Origin of the sequence: Janibacter terrae NBRC 107853, from assembly GCF_001591405.1 — a bacterium.
Lineage (GTDB): Bacteria > Actinomycetota > Actinomycetes > Actinomycetales > Dermatophilaceae > Janibacter > Janibacter terrae.
Map to the genome: position 1 here is coordinate 243,597 of NZ_BCUV01000002.1, position 17,263 is coordinate 260,859.

Sequence of the window (17,263 nt, forward strand, 5' to 3'; positions counted from 1 at the left end):
CAGCATGCACCCCGGAGCGGTTCAGCAGCCGAGCTCCCAGTACCCGGGCGAGGTCTCCTCGAGCTCGGTCGTCGTGTAGACGTTCCACAGGCCCATCGGGTCGTTCGAGCCGTTGGCGTAGGTCAGGCCACCGCTCTGGTGCGCGCGCCCCTCGACGGTGTGGGTGTAGTTGCTCGAGGTGATGCACGCGCCCGGCTCCGGGTCGGGGTCGCCCGGGTCGCCCGGGTCTCCGGGGTCGCTCGGGTCGCCCGGGTCGACGGCGTCGGTCAGCCCGAAGAAGGCCGCGTCGTACCTGGCCGAGCAGATGGTGTCGAGGAAGTAGGCGCCGGCCTGGCCGCACTGCTCCGGTCCGGTGCCCGGGTCGACAGGGGTGCCGTGGCCCATGCCCTGGACCGAGTAGCGCACGACGGCGTCGCCGTAGGACGTGCGGGTCGTGCCGCCGGGCAGGCTGCTCGTGGCGGTCGGCGTCGTGCCCACCCCCGCGACGTCGGTGAACTGGTCGACGAGCTCCCGCGCGTTGGCCGGGACGACCGTCGAGTCGGCGGTGCCGTGCCAGACCGCCACCCGGGGACGCGCACCGGAGTACCCGGGGAAGCCCTGCCGGGCGAGGTCGCCCCACTGCGTCGGGGTCCGGTCCGGCGGGTTGTTCATGCAGCCGAAGGCGTCGATCATCGAGGTCGCGCAGCGGTAGGGCAGACCGGCGATGACCGACCCGCCCGCGAAGAGATCCGGGTAGGTCGCGAGCACCGCAGACGTCATCCCGCCCCCGGCCGACAGCCCGGTGACGAAGGTGTTGTCGCTGCCCAGACCGTGGCTCGAGCGCGCGTGCTGCACCATCTGCGCGATCGAGGCGACCTCGCCGTGGCCACGCGTCGTGTCCGCCGCCTCGAAGAAGTTGAAGCACGAGTTGGCGTTGTTGCCCGACGACGTCTGCGGGTAGACCACCGCGAAGCCGTGCTCGTCCGCCAGCTGCGACCAGCCCGAGCCCACGTGGTACGCCGACGCCGACTGCGTGCACCCGTGGAGCGCGACGACGGTCGGCGCGCCTGCGGGCAGGTCGGCGGGGACGTACTCGTACATCGACAGGTTGCCGGGGTTGGAGCCGAAGCCGGTGACCGGCGTCAACGTCCCGGCCGCGAGCGCAGCCGACGAGCCCGGTGGCGGGGCCGAGGTCGCCGGCACCGAGGAGGCGCCCACCAGGGCTCCGCCGAGCAGGACCGATCCGAGTAGCAACCGCACTGAACGCATGTGTGTCTCCTCGTCGTGCACCGACGTCCACGCTGACGCCGGTGTCATGGGTGTCCGCCACGTTCGTCGCCGGCGCGGGCGAGGGGCAATGTGCCGCCTGCCCACTCCTGGTCGGGGCGCTCTGGTGCGCGTCCACGTGTGGCGAGGGGCCACCCTTCGAGGTGCGGGGAGCGTGGTGGGTCGGTGGTTGACTGGAGCGATGACGACGAGCAGCACCCCGATCCGCGTCCTCGACGGCCACAACGACCTGCCGTGGCACCACCGCGAGGTGGCCGGCTACGACCTCGACGCGTGCGACATCGCGCGGCCGCAGCCGCACCTGCACACCGACCTGCCCCGGATGCGTGAGGGCGGTCTCGCGGCGCAGCTGTGGTCGGTCTGGGTCCCGACGACGGTGCAGGGCGCGGAGGCGGTCGCCGCGACGCACGAGCAGATCGACTTCGTCGAGGCGATGTGCGCGCGCTACGAGGAGATGGTCCCCGCGCGCACCGCCGCGCAGGTCCGGGCCGCGTGGGACGCGGGGAGGCACGCGGCGCTCATCGGGATGGAGGGCGGCCACTGCATCGACGGCTCGCTCCAGACGCTGGAGGCCTTCGCGGGCAGGGGGGCTCGCTACATGACCCTCACGCACAACGACAACACCCCGTGGGCCGACTCGGCCACGGACGAGCGCGTCCACGGTGGGCTGACGGACTTCGGTCGTGAGGTCGTGGCGCGGATGAACGACCTCGGGATCGTCGTCGACCTGTCCCACGTGAGCGCCGAGACGATGCACGACGCGCTCGACGCGACCCGCCTGCCGGTGATGTTCAGCCACTCCGGCGCCCGCGCGATCTGCGACCACCCGCGCAACGTCCCGGACGACGTCCTCGAGCGCATCCCCGGCAACGGCGGGATCGTCATGGCCAATGTCGTGCCCAAGTTCGTCAACCAGGCCCGGGCCGACGTGGACCTCGGACGCACCGACGTGGTCCCCGACCCGGTGGCGACCACCGAGCACGTCCTCGCCCACTTCGAGCACCTGCGCGAGGTCGTGGGCATCGAGCACGTCGGCATCGGGGCCGACTACGACGGCGTCGACGAGACACCGGTCGGCCTCGAGGACGTCGCGAGCTACCCGCGGCTGCTCGCGGCCCTGGGGGAGCGGGGCTGGTCACGCAGCGACCTCGAGGCCCTCGCGCACGGCAACGTGCTGCGGGTCCTCGAGGCCACCGAGGTGCGGTAGGTCAGGCGCGCCCGTCGGGGAAGAAGCGCTTGTCCTGCGGCGGGGGCGGCGTCGCGGCGTTCCCGTTCGAGCCGTGCACGGTCGACCCGGTCACCGTCTGGCTGCCGGTCAGGTTCTTCTTCGCGGTCCGCGAGAAGCCCTCGACGTGCTTGTGGTACCTGCCCTTGGTGCGGCCGTCGACGAAGCCGGCGGCCCGGTCGATGTACGTGCCCGCCTTGTCCGGGTTGGACCGGGCCCACTGCCGGGCGGCCTCGAGCGCGGTGAGCATGGCTGCTGCGTTCTTGAACTTGGCCATCTGACGTCCTCATCTGTCGGTGGTCACTCCAGCATGACAACGAAGGGGGGCGGCGCAGGATTCCTGCGCCGCCCCCCTTCGTCATCGAGCCGTCAGTGGACGGCGACCGTGGTCACCTCGGGGGTCTGCTCGTCGAGCAGGTGGCTCTCCTCGTGCTTGCGCGGGAGAAAGGCCGCGACGAGCAGCGTCGCGAGGCACATGAAGGCGGAGACCCAGTAGGTCGCGGCGAAGGCTTCGGCCATGTCGACGCGGACCGCGTGCACGAGCGCCTGCGCGCCCGCCTGCGGGTCGGTCGCGTACTGGCCGAGGACCTGGGCGACCTCGGGGAACCTCGCGAGCAGCTGCTGCATCGCGTTGGGGTCGCTGACCTGGGCGCTCTCCTCGCCGAAGGCCTGGGCCTGGCCGATGAGCGGGCGGTCCTCGAAGCCACGCGTCAGGACGACGGAGGCGATGGCGACACCGAAGGAGCTCGCGACCTGCTGGGTGATGTTGAGCAGGGTCGAGCCGCGGGCCACCTGGTGGGCGGTGAGGGCCTTGAGCGAGCTCGTCATGAGCGGCATCATCGTCGCGCCCATGCCCAGACCCATGACGAAGAGCGCGGGGATGACGAAGCCCCAGTAGCTGGAGTCCGCGGAGAGCTGGGTGAAGGCGAACATGCCGCCGGTGATCAGGGCGATGCCCACGGGCACGATGCGGCCGACCGGGTACTTGTCGACGAGGGCGCCGGCGATCGGCATGGTGATGAGGGCGCCGAGGCCCTGCGGGATCATCAGCACGCCCGCCATCGTCGTGCTCTCGCCGCGCACCTGCTGGAAGTACGTGGGCATGAGCAGCAGGCCACCGAAGAAGGCCGCGGCGAAGAGGAACATCGTCAGGGCCGCGACGGAGAAGCGCCGGTTGGCGAGCAGGCGCAGGTCGAGCAGCGGGTGCTTCGGGCGCATCGACCACCACCCGAAGGCGGCGATGAGCACGAGCCCGGCGAGCGCCGTGCCGTAGACCTTGGGCGAGCTGACCGTGCCCTCCTCGGGGATCGAGGAGACGCCGTAGAGGAAGAGCGCCAGGCCGGGCGACATGAGCAGCAGGCCGACGACGTCGAGGGACTCGGTGGGCTCGGTGTGGTCCTTGGGCAGGACGATCGCGGCGTAGGCCAGGGCGATGACGCCGATCGGCAGGTTGATCAGGAAGATCCAGGTCCAGCTCGGACGGCCCAGCCAGTGGGCGTTGTCGATGAGCCAGCCACCGAGGATCGGGCCACCGATCGGGCCGAGGAGCATCGGGACACCGAGGATGGCCATGAGGCGGCCGATGCGCTGGGGGCCGGCCGCGCGGGTCATGATCGTCATACCGAGCGGCATGAGCATGCCGCCGCCGAGGCCCTGCAGGACGCGCGCGCCGATGAGCATCTCGATCGACGGCGCGAAGGCGCACAGCACGGAGCCGGCCACGAAGAAGGCGATGGCCGCGAGGTAGAGGCGCTTGGTGCCGAAGCGGTCGGCCGCCCAGCCGGTGAGCGGGATGACCGTGGCGAGGGCCAGCGTGTAGGCGGTGACGGTCCACGCGACGGTCGAGTACTGCAGCGGCTCGGGGCCCGTGGCGAGGTCGGTCTGGAAGTGGGGGAGGGCGACGTTGACGACCGTGATGTCGAGGATCGACATGATGGCGCCGAGGACGACGACACCGGCCACCTTGAGCACGGCGGCGTCGATCTTCTCCGGGTACTCCTGTGGCAGGGAGGGGTCGGGCGCGGTGACGGGCACAGGGGTCTCCTGAGGGGGTGCGAAGGGGGAGGCGGTGGCCTCGTCGCCACCCTGGCCGGGGCAGAAGATGCATGCATCGGCCAAGCAAGTATGCGCCCCTGCGGGTGCGACGACCAAGCCCTTTAGGGTGGGTGGGTGAACGAGATCGAGATCGGCCGGGGCAAGCGGGGCCGCAGGGCCTACTCCTTCGACGACATCGCCGTGCTGCCGAGCCGCCGCACGCGCGATCCGGAGGAGGTCTCGCTCGACTGGCAGATCGATGCCTACCACTTCGACATGCCGGTCATCGCGGCCCCGATGGACTCGGTCATGTCGCCGACCACGGCCATCGCCTTCGGCGAGGCCGGTGGCCTGCCCGTCCTCGACCTCGAGGGCCTGTGGACGCGCTACCCGGACCCCGAGCCGCTCCTGGCCGAGATCGCCTCGCTCGACCCGGCCGTGGCCACCGCCCGCATGCAGGAGATCTACGCCGCGCCGATCCAGCCCGAGCTCATCACCGAGCGGCTGAGGCAGATCCGCGCCGCCGGGGTCACGGTCGCCGGTGCCCTCAGCCCGCAGAACACCCAGCAGCACTGGAAGTGCGTCGTCGACGCCGGGGTCGACCTCTTCGTCATCCGGGGCACGACGGTCTCCGCGGAGCACGTGAGCAGCCGCGCCGAGCCGCTGAACCTCAAGCGCTTCATCTACGAGCTCGACGTGCCCGTCATCGTCGGCGGCGCCGCGGGCTACACCGCGGCCCTGCACCTCATGCGCACCGGCGCCGCGGGCGTCCTCGTCGGCTTCGGCGGCGGTGCGGCGCACACGACGCGCAAGGCGCTGGGCATCCACGCCCCGATGGCGAGCGCGGTCGCCGACGTCGCCGCCGCCCGCCGCGACTACCTCGACGAGTCCGGCGGCCGGTACGTGCACGTCATCGCCGACGGCGGCCTCGGCACGAGCGGCGACATCGTCAAGGCCATCGCCTGCGGTGCCGACGCGGTCATGCTGGGGGCCGCCCTGGCTCGGGCCGCCGACGCGCCGGGTCGCGGGTACCACTGGGGCGCCGAGGCGCACCACCCGGAGCTGCCCCGCGGCGCCCGCGTCGAGGTCGGCTCGGTCGCGCCCCTCCAGGAGGTCCTCTTCGGCCCCAGCCGGGTGGCCGACGGCTCGACCAACCTCATCGGCGCCCTGCGCCGGGCGATGGCCACCACCGGGTACACCGAGGTCAAGGAGCTGCAGCGCATCGAGGTCGTCGTCGCGCCGCACCAGCCGAGCTGATCCCCCTTCGTCCCATCCGGGGCGCTCCCCATGGCCTGCGGCGGCGCGCACGGTTACCCTTGGGTAATGACCTCGGAGATCATCGCTGACCCTGAGCTGGACCCGACGGCCACCTACGCCGTGGACCCGGGCCGCACCCGCCGGTACGCCAGTCGGGTGGTGGCCTCACCCCGGGCGGAGACCTTCACGCGGACCTCGCCGCTCACCGGCGGCCCGATCGCCTCGCTGCCGATGTCGACCACCGAGGACGTCCACCGGGCCGTGGCCGCGGCCCGCGCGGCCCAGCCCCGGTGGGCGGCGACCTCCTTCGACGAGCGCCGCCGCATCATGCTGCGCTTCCACGACCTGGTCCTGGCCAAGCAGGTCGAGCTGCTCGACCTGGTCCAGATCGAGTCCGGCAAGGTGCGCAAGCAGGCCTTCGAGGAGGTCCTCGACACCGCGCTCGCCGCGCGCTACTACGCCCGCACCGCCGAGGCGCACCTGCGGACGCGCCGGGTCGCCGGTGCCTACCCGGTGCTGACGCAGACCCGCGTGCTCCACCACCCCAAGGGCGTCGTCGGGATCGTCTCCCCGTGGAACTACCCGCTGAGCCTGGCCATCACCGACGCGCTGCCCGCGCTCATGGCCGGCAACGCCGTCGTCCTGCGGCCGGACCAGCAGGGCTCGGTCACCGCGCTCGCCGGCGTCGAGCTGCTGCGCGAGGCCGGCCTGCCCGAGGGCGTCCTCCAGGTGGTCCTCGGCTCCGGTCAGGAGGCCGGCCAGGCGGTCGTCGACTCCACCGACTACGTCAGCTATACCGGGTCGACCCGCACGGGGCGCGGTGTCGCCCGGTCGGCGGCGGCCCGGCTGGTCTCCTTCAGCCTCGAGCTCGGCGGCAAGAACTCCGTCTACGTCGCCGCCGACGCCGACCTCGACCGCGCCGTCGAGGGCGCCGTGCGGGCATGCTTCTCCAGCGCGGGGCAGCTGTGCATCTCCACCGAGCGGGTCGTCGTCCACGAGGCCGTCGCCGACGAGTTCGTCCCGCGGTTCGTCGCCGCGGTCGACGCCATGACGCTCGGCACGGCGCTCGAGTACGGGTACGACATGGGCTCGCTGGTGAACCAGGCCCAGCTCGACACCGTCACCGCCCACCTCGAGGACGCCGTGGCGAAGGGGGCGAGGATCCTCACCGGCGGACGCCACCGCCCCGAGATCGGGCCCTTCGTCTTCGAGCCCACCGTGCTCGAGGGCGTCACCTCCGCGATGACCTGCCGGGACGAGGAGACCTTCGGCCCGCTCGTCTCGATCTACCGGGTCGCCGACGACGCGGCCGCGATCGCGCTGGTCAACGACACCGACTACGGCCTCAACTCCTCGGTCTGGACCCGGGACGTGCGCCGCGGCCGGGAGATCGCCGCCCGCATCCGCACGGGCACGGTCAACATCAACGAGTGCTACGCCGCCGCGTGGGCGTCGATGGGCGCGCCGATGGGCGGGATGAAGGACTCCGGCATGGGCCGCCGTCACGGAGCCGAGGGGATCCTGAAGTACACCGAGGCGCAGACCGTCGCCGCGCAGCACCTCCTGCCGATCGCCCCGGCCCTCGGGATGAGCGACAGGGTGCACGCCAAGGTCCTCACCGCGGGCCTGCGCCTCATGAAGACGGCAGGGATGAGGTGAGCCCGGTGCAGACCACCGACACCGACGTGCTCGTCATCGGGTCCGGCTTCGGCGGCTCCGTCGCCGCCCTGCGCCTGGCGGAGAAGGGCTACCGCGTCATGGTGCTCGAGGCCGGGCGACGCTTCGCCGACGAGGACTTCGCCGAGACGAGCTGGGACCTGAAGAACTTCCTGTGGGCACCCCGGGCCGGGTGCTACGGCATCCAGCGCATCCACCTGCTCAAGGACGTGATGGTCCTCGCCGGGGCGGGCGTCGGCGGCGGGTCGCTCAACTACGCCAACACGCTCTACGTGCCGCCGGAGGTCTTCTTCACGGACCGCCAGTGGGGCCACATCACCGACTGGCAGTCCGAGCTGAAGCCTCACTACGACATGGCGAGCACGATGCTCGGGGTCGTGACCAACCCCTGCGAGTCCGTCGTCGAGGACGTCATGCGCAGCGCCGCCGCCGAGATGGGCGTCGCCGACACCTTCCGCAAGACGCCCGTGGGTGTGCTCTTCGGTGACGACGACTCGAGCGAGCAGCAGGGGCGCACCGTCGCGGACCCGTACTTCGGGGGCGCCGGGCCCACCCGCACGACGTGCACCGAGTGCGGCAACTGCATGGTCGGCTGCCGCGTCGGCGCCAAGAACACGCTCGTCAAGAACTACCTGGCCCTCGCCGAGGGGTTGGGCGTCCAGATCGTCCCGATGCGCACGGTGACCCGGGTGGGCGTCGTGCCCGGGACCGAGGGCCACGACGAGGTCTACCGGGTGCGGCACGAGGCCACGGACGCCCCGGGTGACCGGAGCGCGCGGGTCGTCACCGCGGGCAAGGTCGTCGTCGCGGCCGGGACGTGGGGCACGCAGCACCTGCTCCACGCCATGAAGGCCGATGGCGAGCTGCCGGGCACCAGCGACCGGCTGGGTGAGCTGACCCGGACCAACTCGGAGGCCCTCGTCGGCGCGCTCGCCAGCACCCCGCCCACCGGCGAGGACGACCTGACGAAGGGGGTGGCGATCACCTCCTCCTTCCACCCGGACGAGGCCACCCACATCGAGAACGTCCGCTACGGGCGCGGGTCGGACGCCATGGGCCTGCTGACCACGCTCCTGGCGCCGCCGAGGACCGGGCGCACCCCCCGCGTCCTGAAGCTCCTTGCCGACCTGCCGCGCAACCTCCCCGCGCTCAGGGCGTGGTTCCCGCCGGGGACCCACTTCGCGGACAGCACGGTCATCGGCCTGGTCATGCAGTCCCTGGACAACTCGCTGACGACCTACCTGACCCAGGGCCCCCGCGGTCGTCGGCTGACGTCCCGGCAGGGGCACGGCGAGGAGAACCCCACGTACATCGCGGCCGGGCACGAGGGCATCAAGGTCATCGCCGAGCAGCTCTCGTCGCGGCTCGGGCAGCCCTTCTACGCGGGCGGCACGTGGAGCGAGGCCTTCGACATCCCGCTCACCGCGCACTTCCTCGGCGGCGCCCCGATCAGCGACTCTCCCTCGACCGGGGTCATCGACCCCTACCAGCGCCTGTGGGGCCACCCCGGCATCAGCGTGGTCGACGGGTCCGCGGTCTCGGCGAACCTCGGCGTCAACCCGTCGCTGACGATCACCGCCCAGTCGGAGCGGGCCTTCTCGATGTGGCCCAACGCCGGCGACGCGGACCCGCGTCCGCCGCAGGGCGAGGCCTACCGCCGTGTCGACGCGGTCGTGGCCCGGCAGCCGGCGGTGCGCGAGTACACCCACGCCAGCGCCAGGGTGACCCTGCCCGTGCCCACCGTCCGCGACGGTGTGTCCAGGGCGTCCGGAGTGCTCACGTAGCCTGAGCGGGTGCTCAGGACCGCCGCTCGACCCCGCTGGCTGGGGCTGCTCGTCGTGGCGCTGGTCCTCGTGGCCCTCGGCATCACCGCCGGGCGCTGGCAGTGGTCCGTCGCCCACGACGAGGCCCGCGCCGACGCCGTGCGCGAGGTCCAGGACCGTCCGGTGCGGCCGCTCGCCGACGTCGTGGCCCCCCACGAGGGCTTCCCCGACGACGGGTCCGGGCAACGGGTCTCGACGCGGGGCGAGTACGTGGGGGACCCCCTTCGCATCCTCGATCGTCGACTCGACGGCCGGCCGGTCGAGTGGGTCCTCGACCGGTTCGTCGTCGCGGAGAGCGGCGCCAACCTGCCGGTCGTGCGCGGCTGGGTCCCGGAGGGCGAGGACGCACCGGCGGCGCCGTCGGGCACGATCGAGCTCGTCGGGTCGTTGGCTCCTGCGGAGGCCCCGGACGAGACCGGTGGCGTGCGGGACGGCGAGCTGACCTCCGTCGACGTCGCCCAGCTCGTCAACGTCTGGCCGGGCGAGATCTACAACGGCTTCGCGTTCGCCGTCACGGAGGACGGGACGGCGGAGGCGAAGGGGGTCCAGCGCGTCCCCCCGCCACTGCCGGACACCTCGCTGCAGTGGCGCAACGTCATGTACGCCTTCCAGTGGTGGATGTTCTCGGTCTTCGCGCTGTGGATGTGGGTCAAGATGGTGCGCCAGGCGGCGCGCCCGGAGCAGACGGCAGCCGCCGTCCAGATGGAGGAGAGCACGTGAGCACGGACAACAGGACCCGACCCGCAGCCCACCCGCGGGCCATCGCGGGTGCGCTGACCTTCTTCCGTGGCGCGGCGATCGTCGCCGGTCTGGCGATGTTCGTCCTCATCGTCGAGATGGTCCTCAAGTACGGCCTGGACAACGACGTGCTCACCTGGTGGTCGCCCGTCCACGGCCTGATCTTCATGGTCTTCGCGGTGGCGACGGCCAACCTGGGGTTCAAGGTCGGCTGGTCGGTCGGGCGGATGGTCCTCATCCTCCTGCTGGCCTGCATCCCGTTCCTCGCCTTCGTCGAGGAGCGTCGGGTCGTGCGCGAGGTCGGCCCGCTCACCGCGCCCCGGTAACCTGTGCGCGTGACGGATTCGCTCAAGACCTCCCCGGCCGACTCCCTCAAGACCTCGCCGGTCCTGGTGGTCGACTACGGCGCCCAGTACGCCCAGCTCATCGCCCGACGGGTGCGTGAGGCGAAGATCTACAGCGAGGTCGTGCCGCACACGATGCCCGTGGCCGAGATCCTCGCCAAGGAGCCGGCCGCGGTGATCCTCTCCGGGGGGCCCTCGTCGGTCTACGCCGAGGACGCCCCGGGTCTGGACGTCGCGCTGCTCGAGGCCGGGGTCCCCGTCTTCGGCATGTGCTACGGCTTCCAGGCGATGGTCCGGGCGCTCGGGGGCACCGTCGAGCGGACCGGCCTGCGCGAGTACGGCTCGACCCGCGCACAGGTCAGCGACCGCGAGTCCACGCTCTTCAACGGCCAGCCCGCCGAGCAGTCGGTGTGGATGAGCCACGGCGACTCCGTCACCGAGGCCCCCGAGGGCATGCGGGTCACCGCGAGCACGTCCGGCGCACCCGTCGCGGCCTTCGAGGACGACGAGCGCCGTCTCTACGGCGTGCAGTGGCACCCCGAGGTCATGCACTCGACCTTCGGCCAGCCGGTCCTGGAGAACTTCCTCCTGCGCGGCGCCGGGCTCACCCCCGACTGGACCGCGGACAACGTCATCGACGAGCAGGTCGCGACCATCCGCGAGACCGTCGGCGAGGACCGGGTCCTGTGCGCCCTCTCCGGCGGCGTCGACTCGTCCGTCGCCGCCGCGCTCGTCCAGCGGGCCGTCGGCGAGCAGCTCACCTGCGTCTTCGTCGACCACGGCCTGCTGCGCCAGGGCGAGGCCGAGCAGGTCGAGGAGGAGTTCGTCGCCGCGACCGGCGTCCACCTCGTCGTCGTCGACGCCCGGGAGCGGTTCCTCTCCGCGCTCGCCGGGGTGACCGACCCGGAGGAGAAGCGCAAGATCATCGGCCGCGAGTTCATCCGCGTCTTCGAGCAGGCGGCCCGCGACGTCGTCGGTGAGGGCGCCGACGAGGGCCACCCCGTCAAGTGGCTCGTGCAGGGCACGCTCTACCCGGACGTCGTCGAGTCCGGGGGCGGCACCGGTGCGGCCAACATCAAGTCGCACCACAACGTCGGTGGCCTGCCCGACGACCTGCAGTTCAAGCTCATCGAGCCGCTGCGCGCTCTCTTCAAGGACGAGGTGCGCCAGGTCGGTCGCGAGCTCGGTGTCCCCGACCCGATCGTCGACCGCCAGCCCTTCCCCGGGCCGGGGCTGGGCATCCGCATCATCGGTGAGGTCACCGAGACCAACCTCGACATCCTGCGCCGGGCCGACGCGATCGCCCGCGAGGAGCTGACCGCGGCCGGTCTCGACAAGGAGATCTGGCAGTGCCCGGTCGTCCTGCTCGCCGACGTCCGCTCGGTCGGCGTCCAGGGCGACGGCCGCACCTACGGCCACCCGATCGTCCTGCGCCCCGTCTCCTCCGAGGACGCCATGACGGCCGACTGGACCCGCGTGCCCGGTGACGTCCTCGCGCACATCTCGAACCGGATCACCAACGAGGTCGAAGAGGTCAACCGGGTCGTGCTCGACGTGACGAGCAAGCCGCCGGGCACCATCGAGTGGGAGTGAGCGCAGGCGCCCCGGGGGCCGCGCTCAGCCGAGCAGCGCTGCGCCGAGCGCGCAGCCGAGGACGAGCACGGTGACGAGCGCGAGGAGCGCGAGCACCACGCCGAGTCCCTTGCGCGTCTGCTTGACGTGGCCGATGGAGCCGGTCGTGAACTGGTGCCACGGCACGGCGTAGTACCCGGGGACCGTCTGGCCCTCACGGATGTCGAGGTCCATCGACGCCTGCCCGTACTGCCGCAGCCACTGGGTGTGCACGTCGACGCGGTGGCGCCCGGGGCGAAGGGGGTAGAAGTTGGGTCCGAAGCCCCCCGGCACCGGGTAGCCGTCGATGTGGACCGACGGGGTGAGCCCCGCGGTCATCGCATTGCCCTGGAGGGTGAGCACCAGGGCGCCGTGGCCGGCGGGCGGCTGCAGGAACGCGGCCTGCGGCCCGGTGACCGGCATGACCGGCTGCTGGTGGGGCTGGGGCTGGTGCGGCGGTGGAACGTTCGTCATGGCAGCGAGGCTAGTGACTACTCTGGCCGGGTGAACGGCAACCTCCCCATGCGCGGGCTCGAGTGGCTCCTGCGTCGAGTCCTCGTGGGACCTCCCCTTCGCGCCTACCTGCGCCTGCGGGTCGAGGGCGCCGAGCACATCCCGGCCACCGGTCCGGTCATCATCGCGAGCAACCACCTGAGCTTCGTGGACTCCATGGTCATCCCGATCGCGGCCGGCCGCAAGGTCGGCTTCCTCGGCAAGGCCGAGTACGTGCAGGGCACCGGGGTCTCCGGCTGGCTCGGTCGGCTGTGGTTCGGGGAGTTCGGCGGCATGATCCCCGTGGACCGCTCGGACGCCCGGGCCGCCGCCCGCTCGATCGAGCTCGCCGAGGAGCACCTGGCCCGCGGGGGAGCCTTCGGCATCTACCCCGAGGGGACCCGCAGCCGGGACGGCCGGCTGCACAAGGGACGCACCGGCGTCGGGCGGCTCGCCCTGGCCAGCGGGGCCACGGTCGTCCCGTGCGCGCTCGTCGGCACCGACAAGGCGCAGCCGGTCGACTCCCGCGGCATCCGTCCGCACCGGGTCACCGTGCGCTTCGCGCCACCGGTCGACGTCGCCGCGCTGCAGGCGCAGTACACCAAGGCCCGGCTGCTGCGCGCGATCACCGACGAGGTCATGGACGCGATCGCGCAGCGCTCCCCGCAAGAGCGCTCCGACGACTACGCCAACCGCCCCGACTCGGCCTGAGGCACGCTTGAGTACGCTGGCGCGGTGCTGAAGACCACCGTCGCCGCCCTCGCCGGCAAGGCCGCCCGCCGTGCCGCCCGACTCCGCGGCGGCGGCTCCGGGGGCTCCGCGCTCCCCGGTCTCGTCGCCGAGCGGATCGACCCCGGGTTCCTCGCGCACGCGCTGGCGGACGTGCCGGGCGGCATCGTCGTCGTGTCCGGGACCAACGGCAAGACGACGACGACCAAGATGCTCGTCGCGCTGCTGCGGGCGCACGGGCGCACGGTCTTCACCAACCCGACGGGCAGCAACTTCACCCGCGGGGTGATCTCCGCGATGCTCGCCGAGATGCCGCTGCGCGGCCGGCTCGAGGCCGACATCGCGGTGCTCGAGCTCGACGAGGCCCACGCCCTGCACTTCGCCCGGGCGGTCGCACCGACGCACGCCCTCCTGCTCAACGTCGCCCGCGACCAGCTCGACCGCTTCGCCGAGATCGACCACACCGCGGGGCTGCTCGAGCAGCTCGCCGGCATGACGACCCGGGGGGTCGTGCTCAACCGCGACGACCCCTTCGTCAACCGCATCGCGACGACCCTCACCCCCGGCGTGGGGGTCTCGTGGTTCGGCCTCGACGCGTCCGTCGCCGAGCGCCTCGGTGAGCTGCAGGAGCACGACTCCCGCGCCCACGACGCGTGGACGCCACCGGCGGTCACCGCCGAGGACGCGCTCCTGGTGCCGCTCGACGAGCAGCGCCTGCGCGTGGACTTCGGCGAGCACGGCGAAGGGGGCACCGTCGGCCCCGTCGAGCTGCGTCAGCGTGGCCTCGCCGCGATGATCAACGCGACGGCCGCCACCGCCACCGCCCGCGCGCTGCTCGGCGACGACTTCCGCACCGACGCCGCGGAGCAGGCCCTGCGCACGGTGTCGCCCCCCTTCGGCCGCGGTGAGGTCATCGACGCCGACGGGACCCCGCTCGAGCTCGTCCTGGTCAAGAACCCCGCCGGGTTCACGGTCGCGCTCGGCACCTACGGGTCGACCCCCGTCGCGTCGATGATCGCGATCAACGACGACTACGCCGACGGGCGCGACGTGTCGTGGCTCTACGACGTGAGCTTCGAGTCCCTGCGGGACCAGGGCGTCGCCGTCACCAGCGGCGTGCGCGGCTGGGACATGGCGCTGCGCCTGCAGTACGACGAGGTGCCCGTCGGCGGGACCGAGGTCGACCTCGCGCGAGCCCTGGACGGCTTCCTCGCCGCGCACCGCGACGAGCCCAAGCGGATCTTCTGCACCTACACGGCGATGCTCGCGCTGCGACGCATGCTGGGGGAGCGGTACGACCTGCCCGAGATGGGCGTCGACGCCCCCGAGCCCACCGGAGGTGCGGCATGAGCCGCGACATCACGATCCTCGGCGAGCCCGCCGGCTCCGACCTGCCGGCCGAGCCCGGCAGCGAGGGCAAGGGCGAGATCCACCTCGTGCACCTCTACCCGCGCGAGATGAGCATCTACGGCGACCTCGGCAACACCCGGTGTCTCGCCTCGCGGATCCGGCGCCACGGGTACGTGCCCGTCGTCCACCAGCACCACCCCGGGCAGGACCTGCCCGAGCAGGTCGACCTGCTCGTCGGCGGCGGCGGCCAGGACTCCGGCCAGGCGAAGGTGGAGGAGGACCTCGAGCGGATCGCCGACCGGCTGCGCGCCCTGGCCGCCGACGGCACGCCGATGCTCATGATCTGCGGGATGTACCAGCTCTTCGGCAATGCCTTCATCACCGTGCAGGGCCAGCGCCTGCCCGGCCTGGGCATCCTCGACGTCACGACCCAGGGCAACGAGAAGCGGATGATCGGCCCCGTCGTGCTCTCCACCGACCACGGTGACGTCGTCGGCTACGAGAACCACTCGGGATCCACGACGCTCGGGGCGGGGCAGGCTCCCTTCGGCCGGGTGCGACACGGCCTGGGCAACAACGGCAACGACGGCACCGAGGGCGCGATCACCGGCCATGTCATCGGCTCGTACCTGCACGGCCCGATCCTCCCGGCCAACCCGCAGCTCGCGGACACGCTCATCGGGTGGGCGGCCGAGTCGGCGACGGGGCGGGAGTTCGAGCCGGGCGCGCTCGACGACGAGGTGGCCGGGCAGGCGCAGACGCGCCAGGTGCGCCGCCTGCTCGGCTGATCAGGCCTCGGTCTCGGCGAGCTCCCGGGCGCTGGCCTTGGGCATGAGGCTCCACGCCACCCACCCGAGCGCCCCGAGCGGGATCTCGAGGAAGTGCGTGAAGATCGAGAAGAGCACGACCCCCGCCATCGACGCGGCCGGGTCGGCGCCCCACGCCACGAGCGCGGCCGCGGTACCCGTCTCGGTCACCCCGAGCCCTCCGGGCGTGACGCCGACGGCCGTGAGCAGCCGACCGATCGCGTACGCGGCGAAGAGCTGACCGAAGGGCAGCTCGATGCCGGTCGTGTCCGTGCACAGCAGGAAGAGCACGTAGTACAGGCCGAAGAACCCGACCATGCCGAGCGTCATCTGCAGCCAGCCGGTGCGGACCGTGTCGGCCGTGCGCTCGCGCATGCCGGTGAGGCCCCGCTCGACGGAGTCCCCGTGCCCCCGCCGCACGAGGCGGACGAGACGGTCGATGCCGTGGCCGAGACGGCGGGCACCCGCGTCGGTGCCGATGGCCACCGCGAAGAGGACGGCGATCGCCGTGCCGGAGAGCACCGCGGCCCACGCGGCCTCCCGCATCGCGGAGGGCAGGTCGGTGGCGCCCCAGGCCAGCGCGAGGACGGCGATGATCGGCAGGGCGACCCGCGCCAGGACGTTCCACACGCCGGTCACGACGGCCATCGTCGTGACGCTCGCGGCGGAGAAGCCCCAGGACTTGGCGATCGAGTAGGTCGCCGCGAGGCCGACCGCGCCGCCACCGGGCAGCAGGTTGGACACGGACGAGCCGCAGACGTTGAGGATGAGCGCGCGCACGTGACCCAGTCCGTGCATCGCGCCGGTCATGACGAAGGTGTAGCAGTAGAGCCCGCTCAGGACGAGCGCGACGAAGAGAGCGGCCCTCCACAGCGGCACGGTGTCGAGGACGGCGAGGACCTCCGACCAGGAGGTCTTGGCGAAGTGCGGCAGGCCCCACCAGAGCATGACGACCGCGAGCCCGAGGCCGAGGACGACCTGCGCCCCCCGGACGACGGGGGAGGTCCTCCGGGTCGTCGCCGCCACCGGCTCGCCCGGCGCGGCCGTCATGCCAGCCCCTCGAAGACGTCGGTCCGGGTCGTCCCGGCCGGCACGTCGGGGTCGACGAACCACTCGCGGCGGAAGACGAGGTCGTAGAGCGGCCGCGGGATGCGCACGAGCATGCCGAGCGTGCGGTCCCCGCCGCCGGAGTCGGCGCCCTGGCTCGCGTGGGCGCGCATGGACGCCCGCTTGGCGGCGGCGAAGCCGCGCACCGGGACCCGGTGGGTGATCTCGGCGCCGGCGACGAAGGCGCGGTCGAAGCTGCTGCGGTCGAACTCGGGCGGGAAGCGGTAGACCCTGGCGACCAGGTCGATGGCGCGGCAGATGAGGTCACGGGGGACCGTCGCCCAGAGCACCCGCACGGGCAGGCCGCGCTCGCGGGCGAGCTCCGCCGCGCGGGCCCCGACCTCGTGGACCCGCACGTGGTCACGGTGGCCGTAGCCGCCCCGGGGGTCGTAGGTCGTGAGGACGTCCGCGCGCTCCTGCAGGAGGATCCCGCAGAGCGCCTCGGCGGCCTCGTCCACGGGGACCCGCACGAAGCGTCGTCCGCCCGGCGGGTCGGCCGACACCTGCGGCCCGCTCCCGCTGTCGGCGTACCCGAGCTCGACGGTACGGGCGACGCCGAGCGCACGGGCGCTCGCCGCCAGCTCCCGGCTGCGGGTCGAGGCGAGGGCATCCCCCTTCGTCCCGAAGGAGGCCTCGTCGGTGAGCCCGAGCGCGCCGTCGGTGGCGACGACGAGGACGACGCGGTGCCCCGCTGCGGCGGCGCGCGCCATGGTGCCCGCGGTCAGCAGGGCCTCGTCATCGGGGTGCGCGTGGAAGACCACGAGCGTGCGGGTCGGCTCGTCCATCGGGTGAAACCCTGCCACA

16 protein-coding genes are annotated in these 17,263 nt (G+C 72.5%); 10 read left to right on the top strand and 6 right to left on the bottom strand.

Annotated features, from left to right (window positions below):
- Positions 1 to 21: 21 nt before the first annotated feature.
- Positions 22 to 1,248, bottom strand: a complete 1,227-nt coding sequence (locus JT1_RS01250; RefSeq protein ID WP_068321737.1) for an extracellular catalytic domain type 1 short-chain-length polyhydroxyalkanoate depolymerase — start codon at positions 1,246 to 1,248, stop codon at positions 22 to 24.
- A gap of 199 nt (positions 1,249 to 1,447) precedes the next feature.
- Here JT1_RS01250 and JT1_RS01255 point away from each other — a divergent pair, with 199 nt between their 5' ends.
- Complete coding sequence (locus tag JT1_RS01255; RefSeq protein ID WP_068321740.1) at positions 1,448 to 2,473, top strand: dipeptidase; 1,026 nt, start codon at positions 1,448 to 1,450, stop codon at positions 2,471 to 2,473.
- A gap of 1 nt (position 2,474) precedes the next feature.
- On the opposite strand, the gene JT1_RS01260 is transcribed toward JT1_RS01255, so the two are convergent.
- Positions 2,475 to 2,768 carry an antitoxin gene (locus JT1_RS01260; RefSeq protein ID WP_068321743.1) on the bottom strand — a complete coding sequence of 98 codons (294 nt, stop codon included), beginning with the start codon at positions 2,766 to 2,768 and terminating at the stop codon, positions 2,475 to 2,477.
- 92 nt (positions 2,769 to 2,860) lie between these two features.
- Positions 2,861 to 4,609: a DHA2 family efflux MFS transporter permease subunit gene (locus JT1_RS01265; RefSeq protein WP_369407425.1), complete on the bottom strand. Its 1,749-nt coding sequence runs from the start codon at positions 4,607 to 4,609 to the stop codon at positions 2,861 to 2,863.
- Between the two features lie 51 nt (positions 4,610 to 4,660).
- Here JT1_RS01265 and JT1_RS01270 point away from each other — a divergent pair, with 51 nt between their 5' ends.
- The 6 genes from JT1_RS01270 (at position 4,661) to guaA (ending at position 11,957) form a co-directional block, all read left to right on the top strand.
- A complete protein-coding gene (locus JT1_RS01270; RefSeq protein WP_068321749.1) occupies positions 4,661 to 5,782 on the top strand; it encodes a GuaB3 family IMP dehydrogenase-related protein in 1,122 nt (373 codons plus the stop codon).
- A 66-nt stretch (positions 5,783 to 5,848) separates the two neighbouring features.
- Complete coding sequence (locus JT1_RS01275; protein WP_068321752.1) at positions 5,849 to 7,441, top strand: succinic semialdehyde dehydrogenase; 1,593 nt, start codon at positions 5,849 to 5,851, stop codon at positions 7,439 to 7,441.
- A gap of 5 nt (positions 7,442 to 7,446) precedes the next feature.
- A complete protein-coding gene (locus JT1_RS01280) occupies positions 7,447 to 9,243 on the top strand; it encodes a GMC oxidoreductase (RefSeq protein ID WP_169701788.1) in 1,797 nt (598 codons plus the stop codon).
- A 9-nt stretch (positions 9,244 to 9,252) separates the two neighbouring features.
- A complete protein-coding gene (locus JT1_RS01285) occupies positions 9,253 to 10,002 on the top strand; it encodes an SURF1 family protein (protein WP_068321757.1) in 750 nt (249 codons plus the stop codon).
- A complete protein-coding gene (locus JT1_RS01290) occupies positions 9,999 to 10,346 on the top strand; it encodes a DUF3817 domain-containing protein (protein WP_068321760.1) in 348 nt (115 codons plus the stop codon). Before JT1_RS01285 ends, JT1_RS01290 begins: the two co-directional genes overlap by 4 nt.
- A gap of 9 nt (positions 10,347 to 10,355) precedes the next feature.
- Positions 10,356 to 11,957 carry a glutamine-hydrolyzing GMP synthase gene (gene guaA, locus JT1_RS01295; RefSeq protein WP_068322481.1) on the top strand — a complete coding sequence of 534 codons (1,602 nt, stop codon included), beginning with the start codon at positions 10,356 to 10,358 and terminating at the stop codon, positions 11,955 to 11,957.
- A 24-nt stretch (positions 11,958 to 11,981) separates the two neighbouring features.
- Here guaA and JT1_RS01300 read toward each other — a convergent pair whose 3' ends face one another.
- The gene (locus JT1_RS01300) at positions 11,982 to 12,449 is read right to left on the bottom strand and encodes a hypothetical protein (protein ID WP_169701789.1); all 468 of its coding nucleotides are present in this window, start codon (positions 12,447 to 12,449) and stop codon (positions 11,982 to 11,984) included.
- Positions 12,450 to 12,479: 30 nt separating this feature from the next.
- Here JT1_RS01300 and JT1_RS01305 point away from each other — a divergent pair, with 30 nt between their 5' ends.
- Genes JT1_RS01305 through JT1_RS01315 form a run of 3 tightly spaced genes read left to right on the top strand, consistent with a single transcriptional unit; the run spans position 12,480 to position 15,334 of the window.
- Entirely contained in the window at positions 12,480 to 13,178 is a 699-nt protein-coding gene (locus JT1_RS01305; RefSeq protein WP_082807388.1) for a lysophospholipid acyltransferase family protein, read from the top strand.
- Between the two features lie 24 nt (positions 13,179 to 13,202).
- Positions 13,203 to 14,546 (top strand): Mur ligase family protein, encoded by a 1,344-nt coding sequence (locus JT1_RS01310; protein WP_068321767.1) that lies wholly within the window; start codon positions 13,203 to 13,205, stop codon positions 14,544 to 14,546.
- The gene (locus JT1_RS01315; RefSeq protein WP_082807389.1) at positions 14,543 to 15,334 is read left to right on the top strand and encodes a type 1 glutamine amidotransferase; all 792 of its coding nucleotides are present in this window, start codon (positions 14,543 to 14,545) and stop codon (positions 15,332 to 15,334) included. Before JT1_RS01310 ends, JT1_RS01315 begins: the two co-directional genes overlap by 4 nt.
- Here the strand turns inward: JT1_RS01315 and JT1_RS01320 are convergent, their stop codons facing one another.
- Together JT1_RS01320 and JT1_RS01325 are read right to left on the bottom strand one after the other, a co-directional pair.
- Positions 15,335 to 16,402, bottom strand: coding sequence for a lysylphosphatidylglycerol synthase transmembrane domain-containing protein (locus tag JT1_RS01320; protein WP_082807390.1), 1,068 nt, complete (start codon positions 16,400 to 16,402; stop codon positions 15,335 to 15,337).
- A complete protein-coding gene (locus tag JT1_RS01325) occupies positions 16,399 to 17,244 on the bottom strand; it encodes a PIG-L family deacetylase (protein WP_068321770.1) in 846 nt (281 codons plus the stop codon). Before JT1_RS01325 ends, JT1_RS01320 begins: the two co-directional genes overlap by 4 nt.
- Positions 17,245 to 17,263 lie beyond the last annotated feature (19 nt).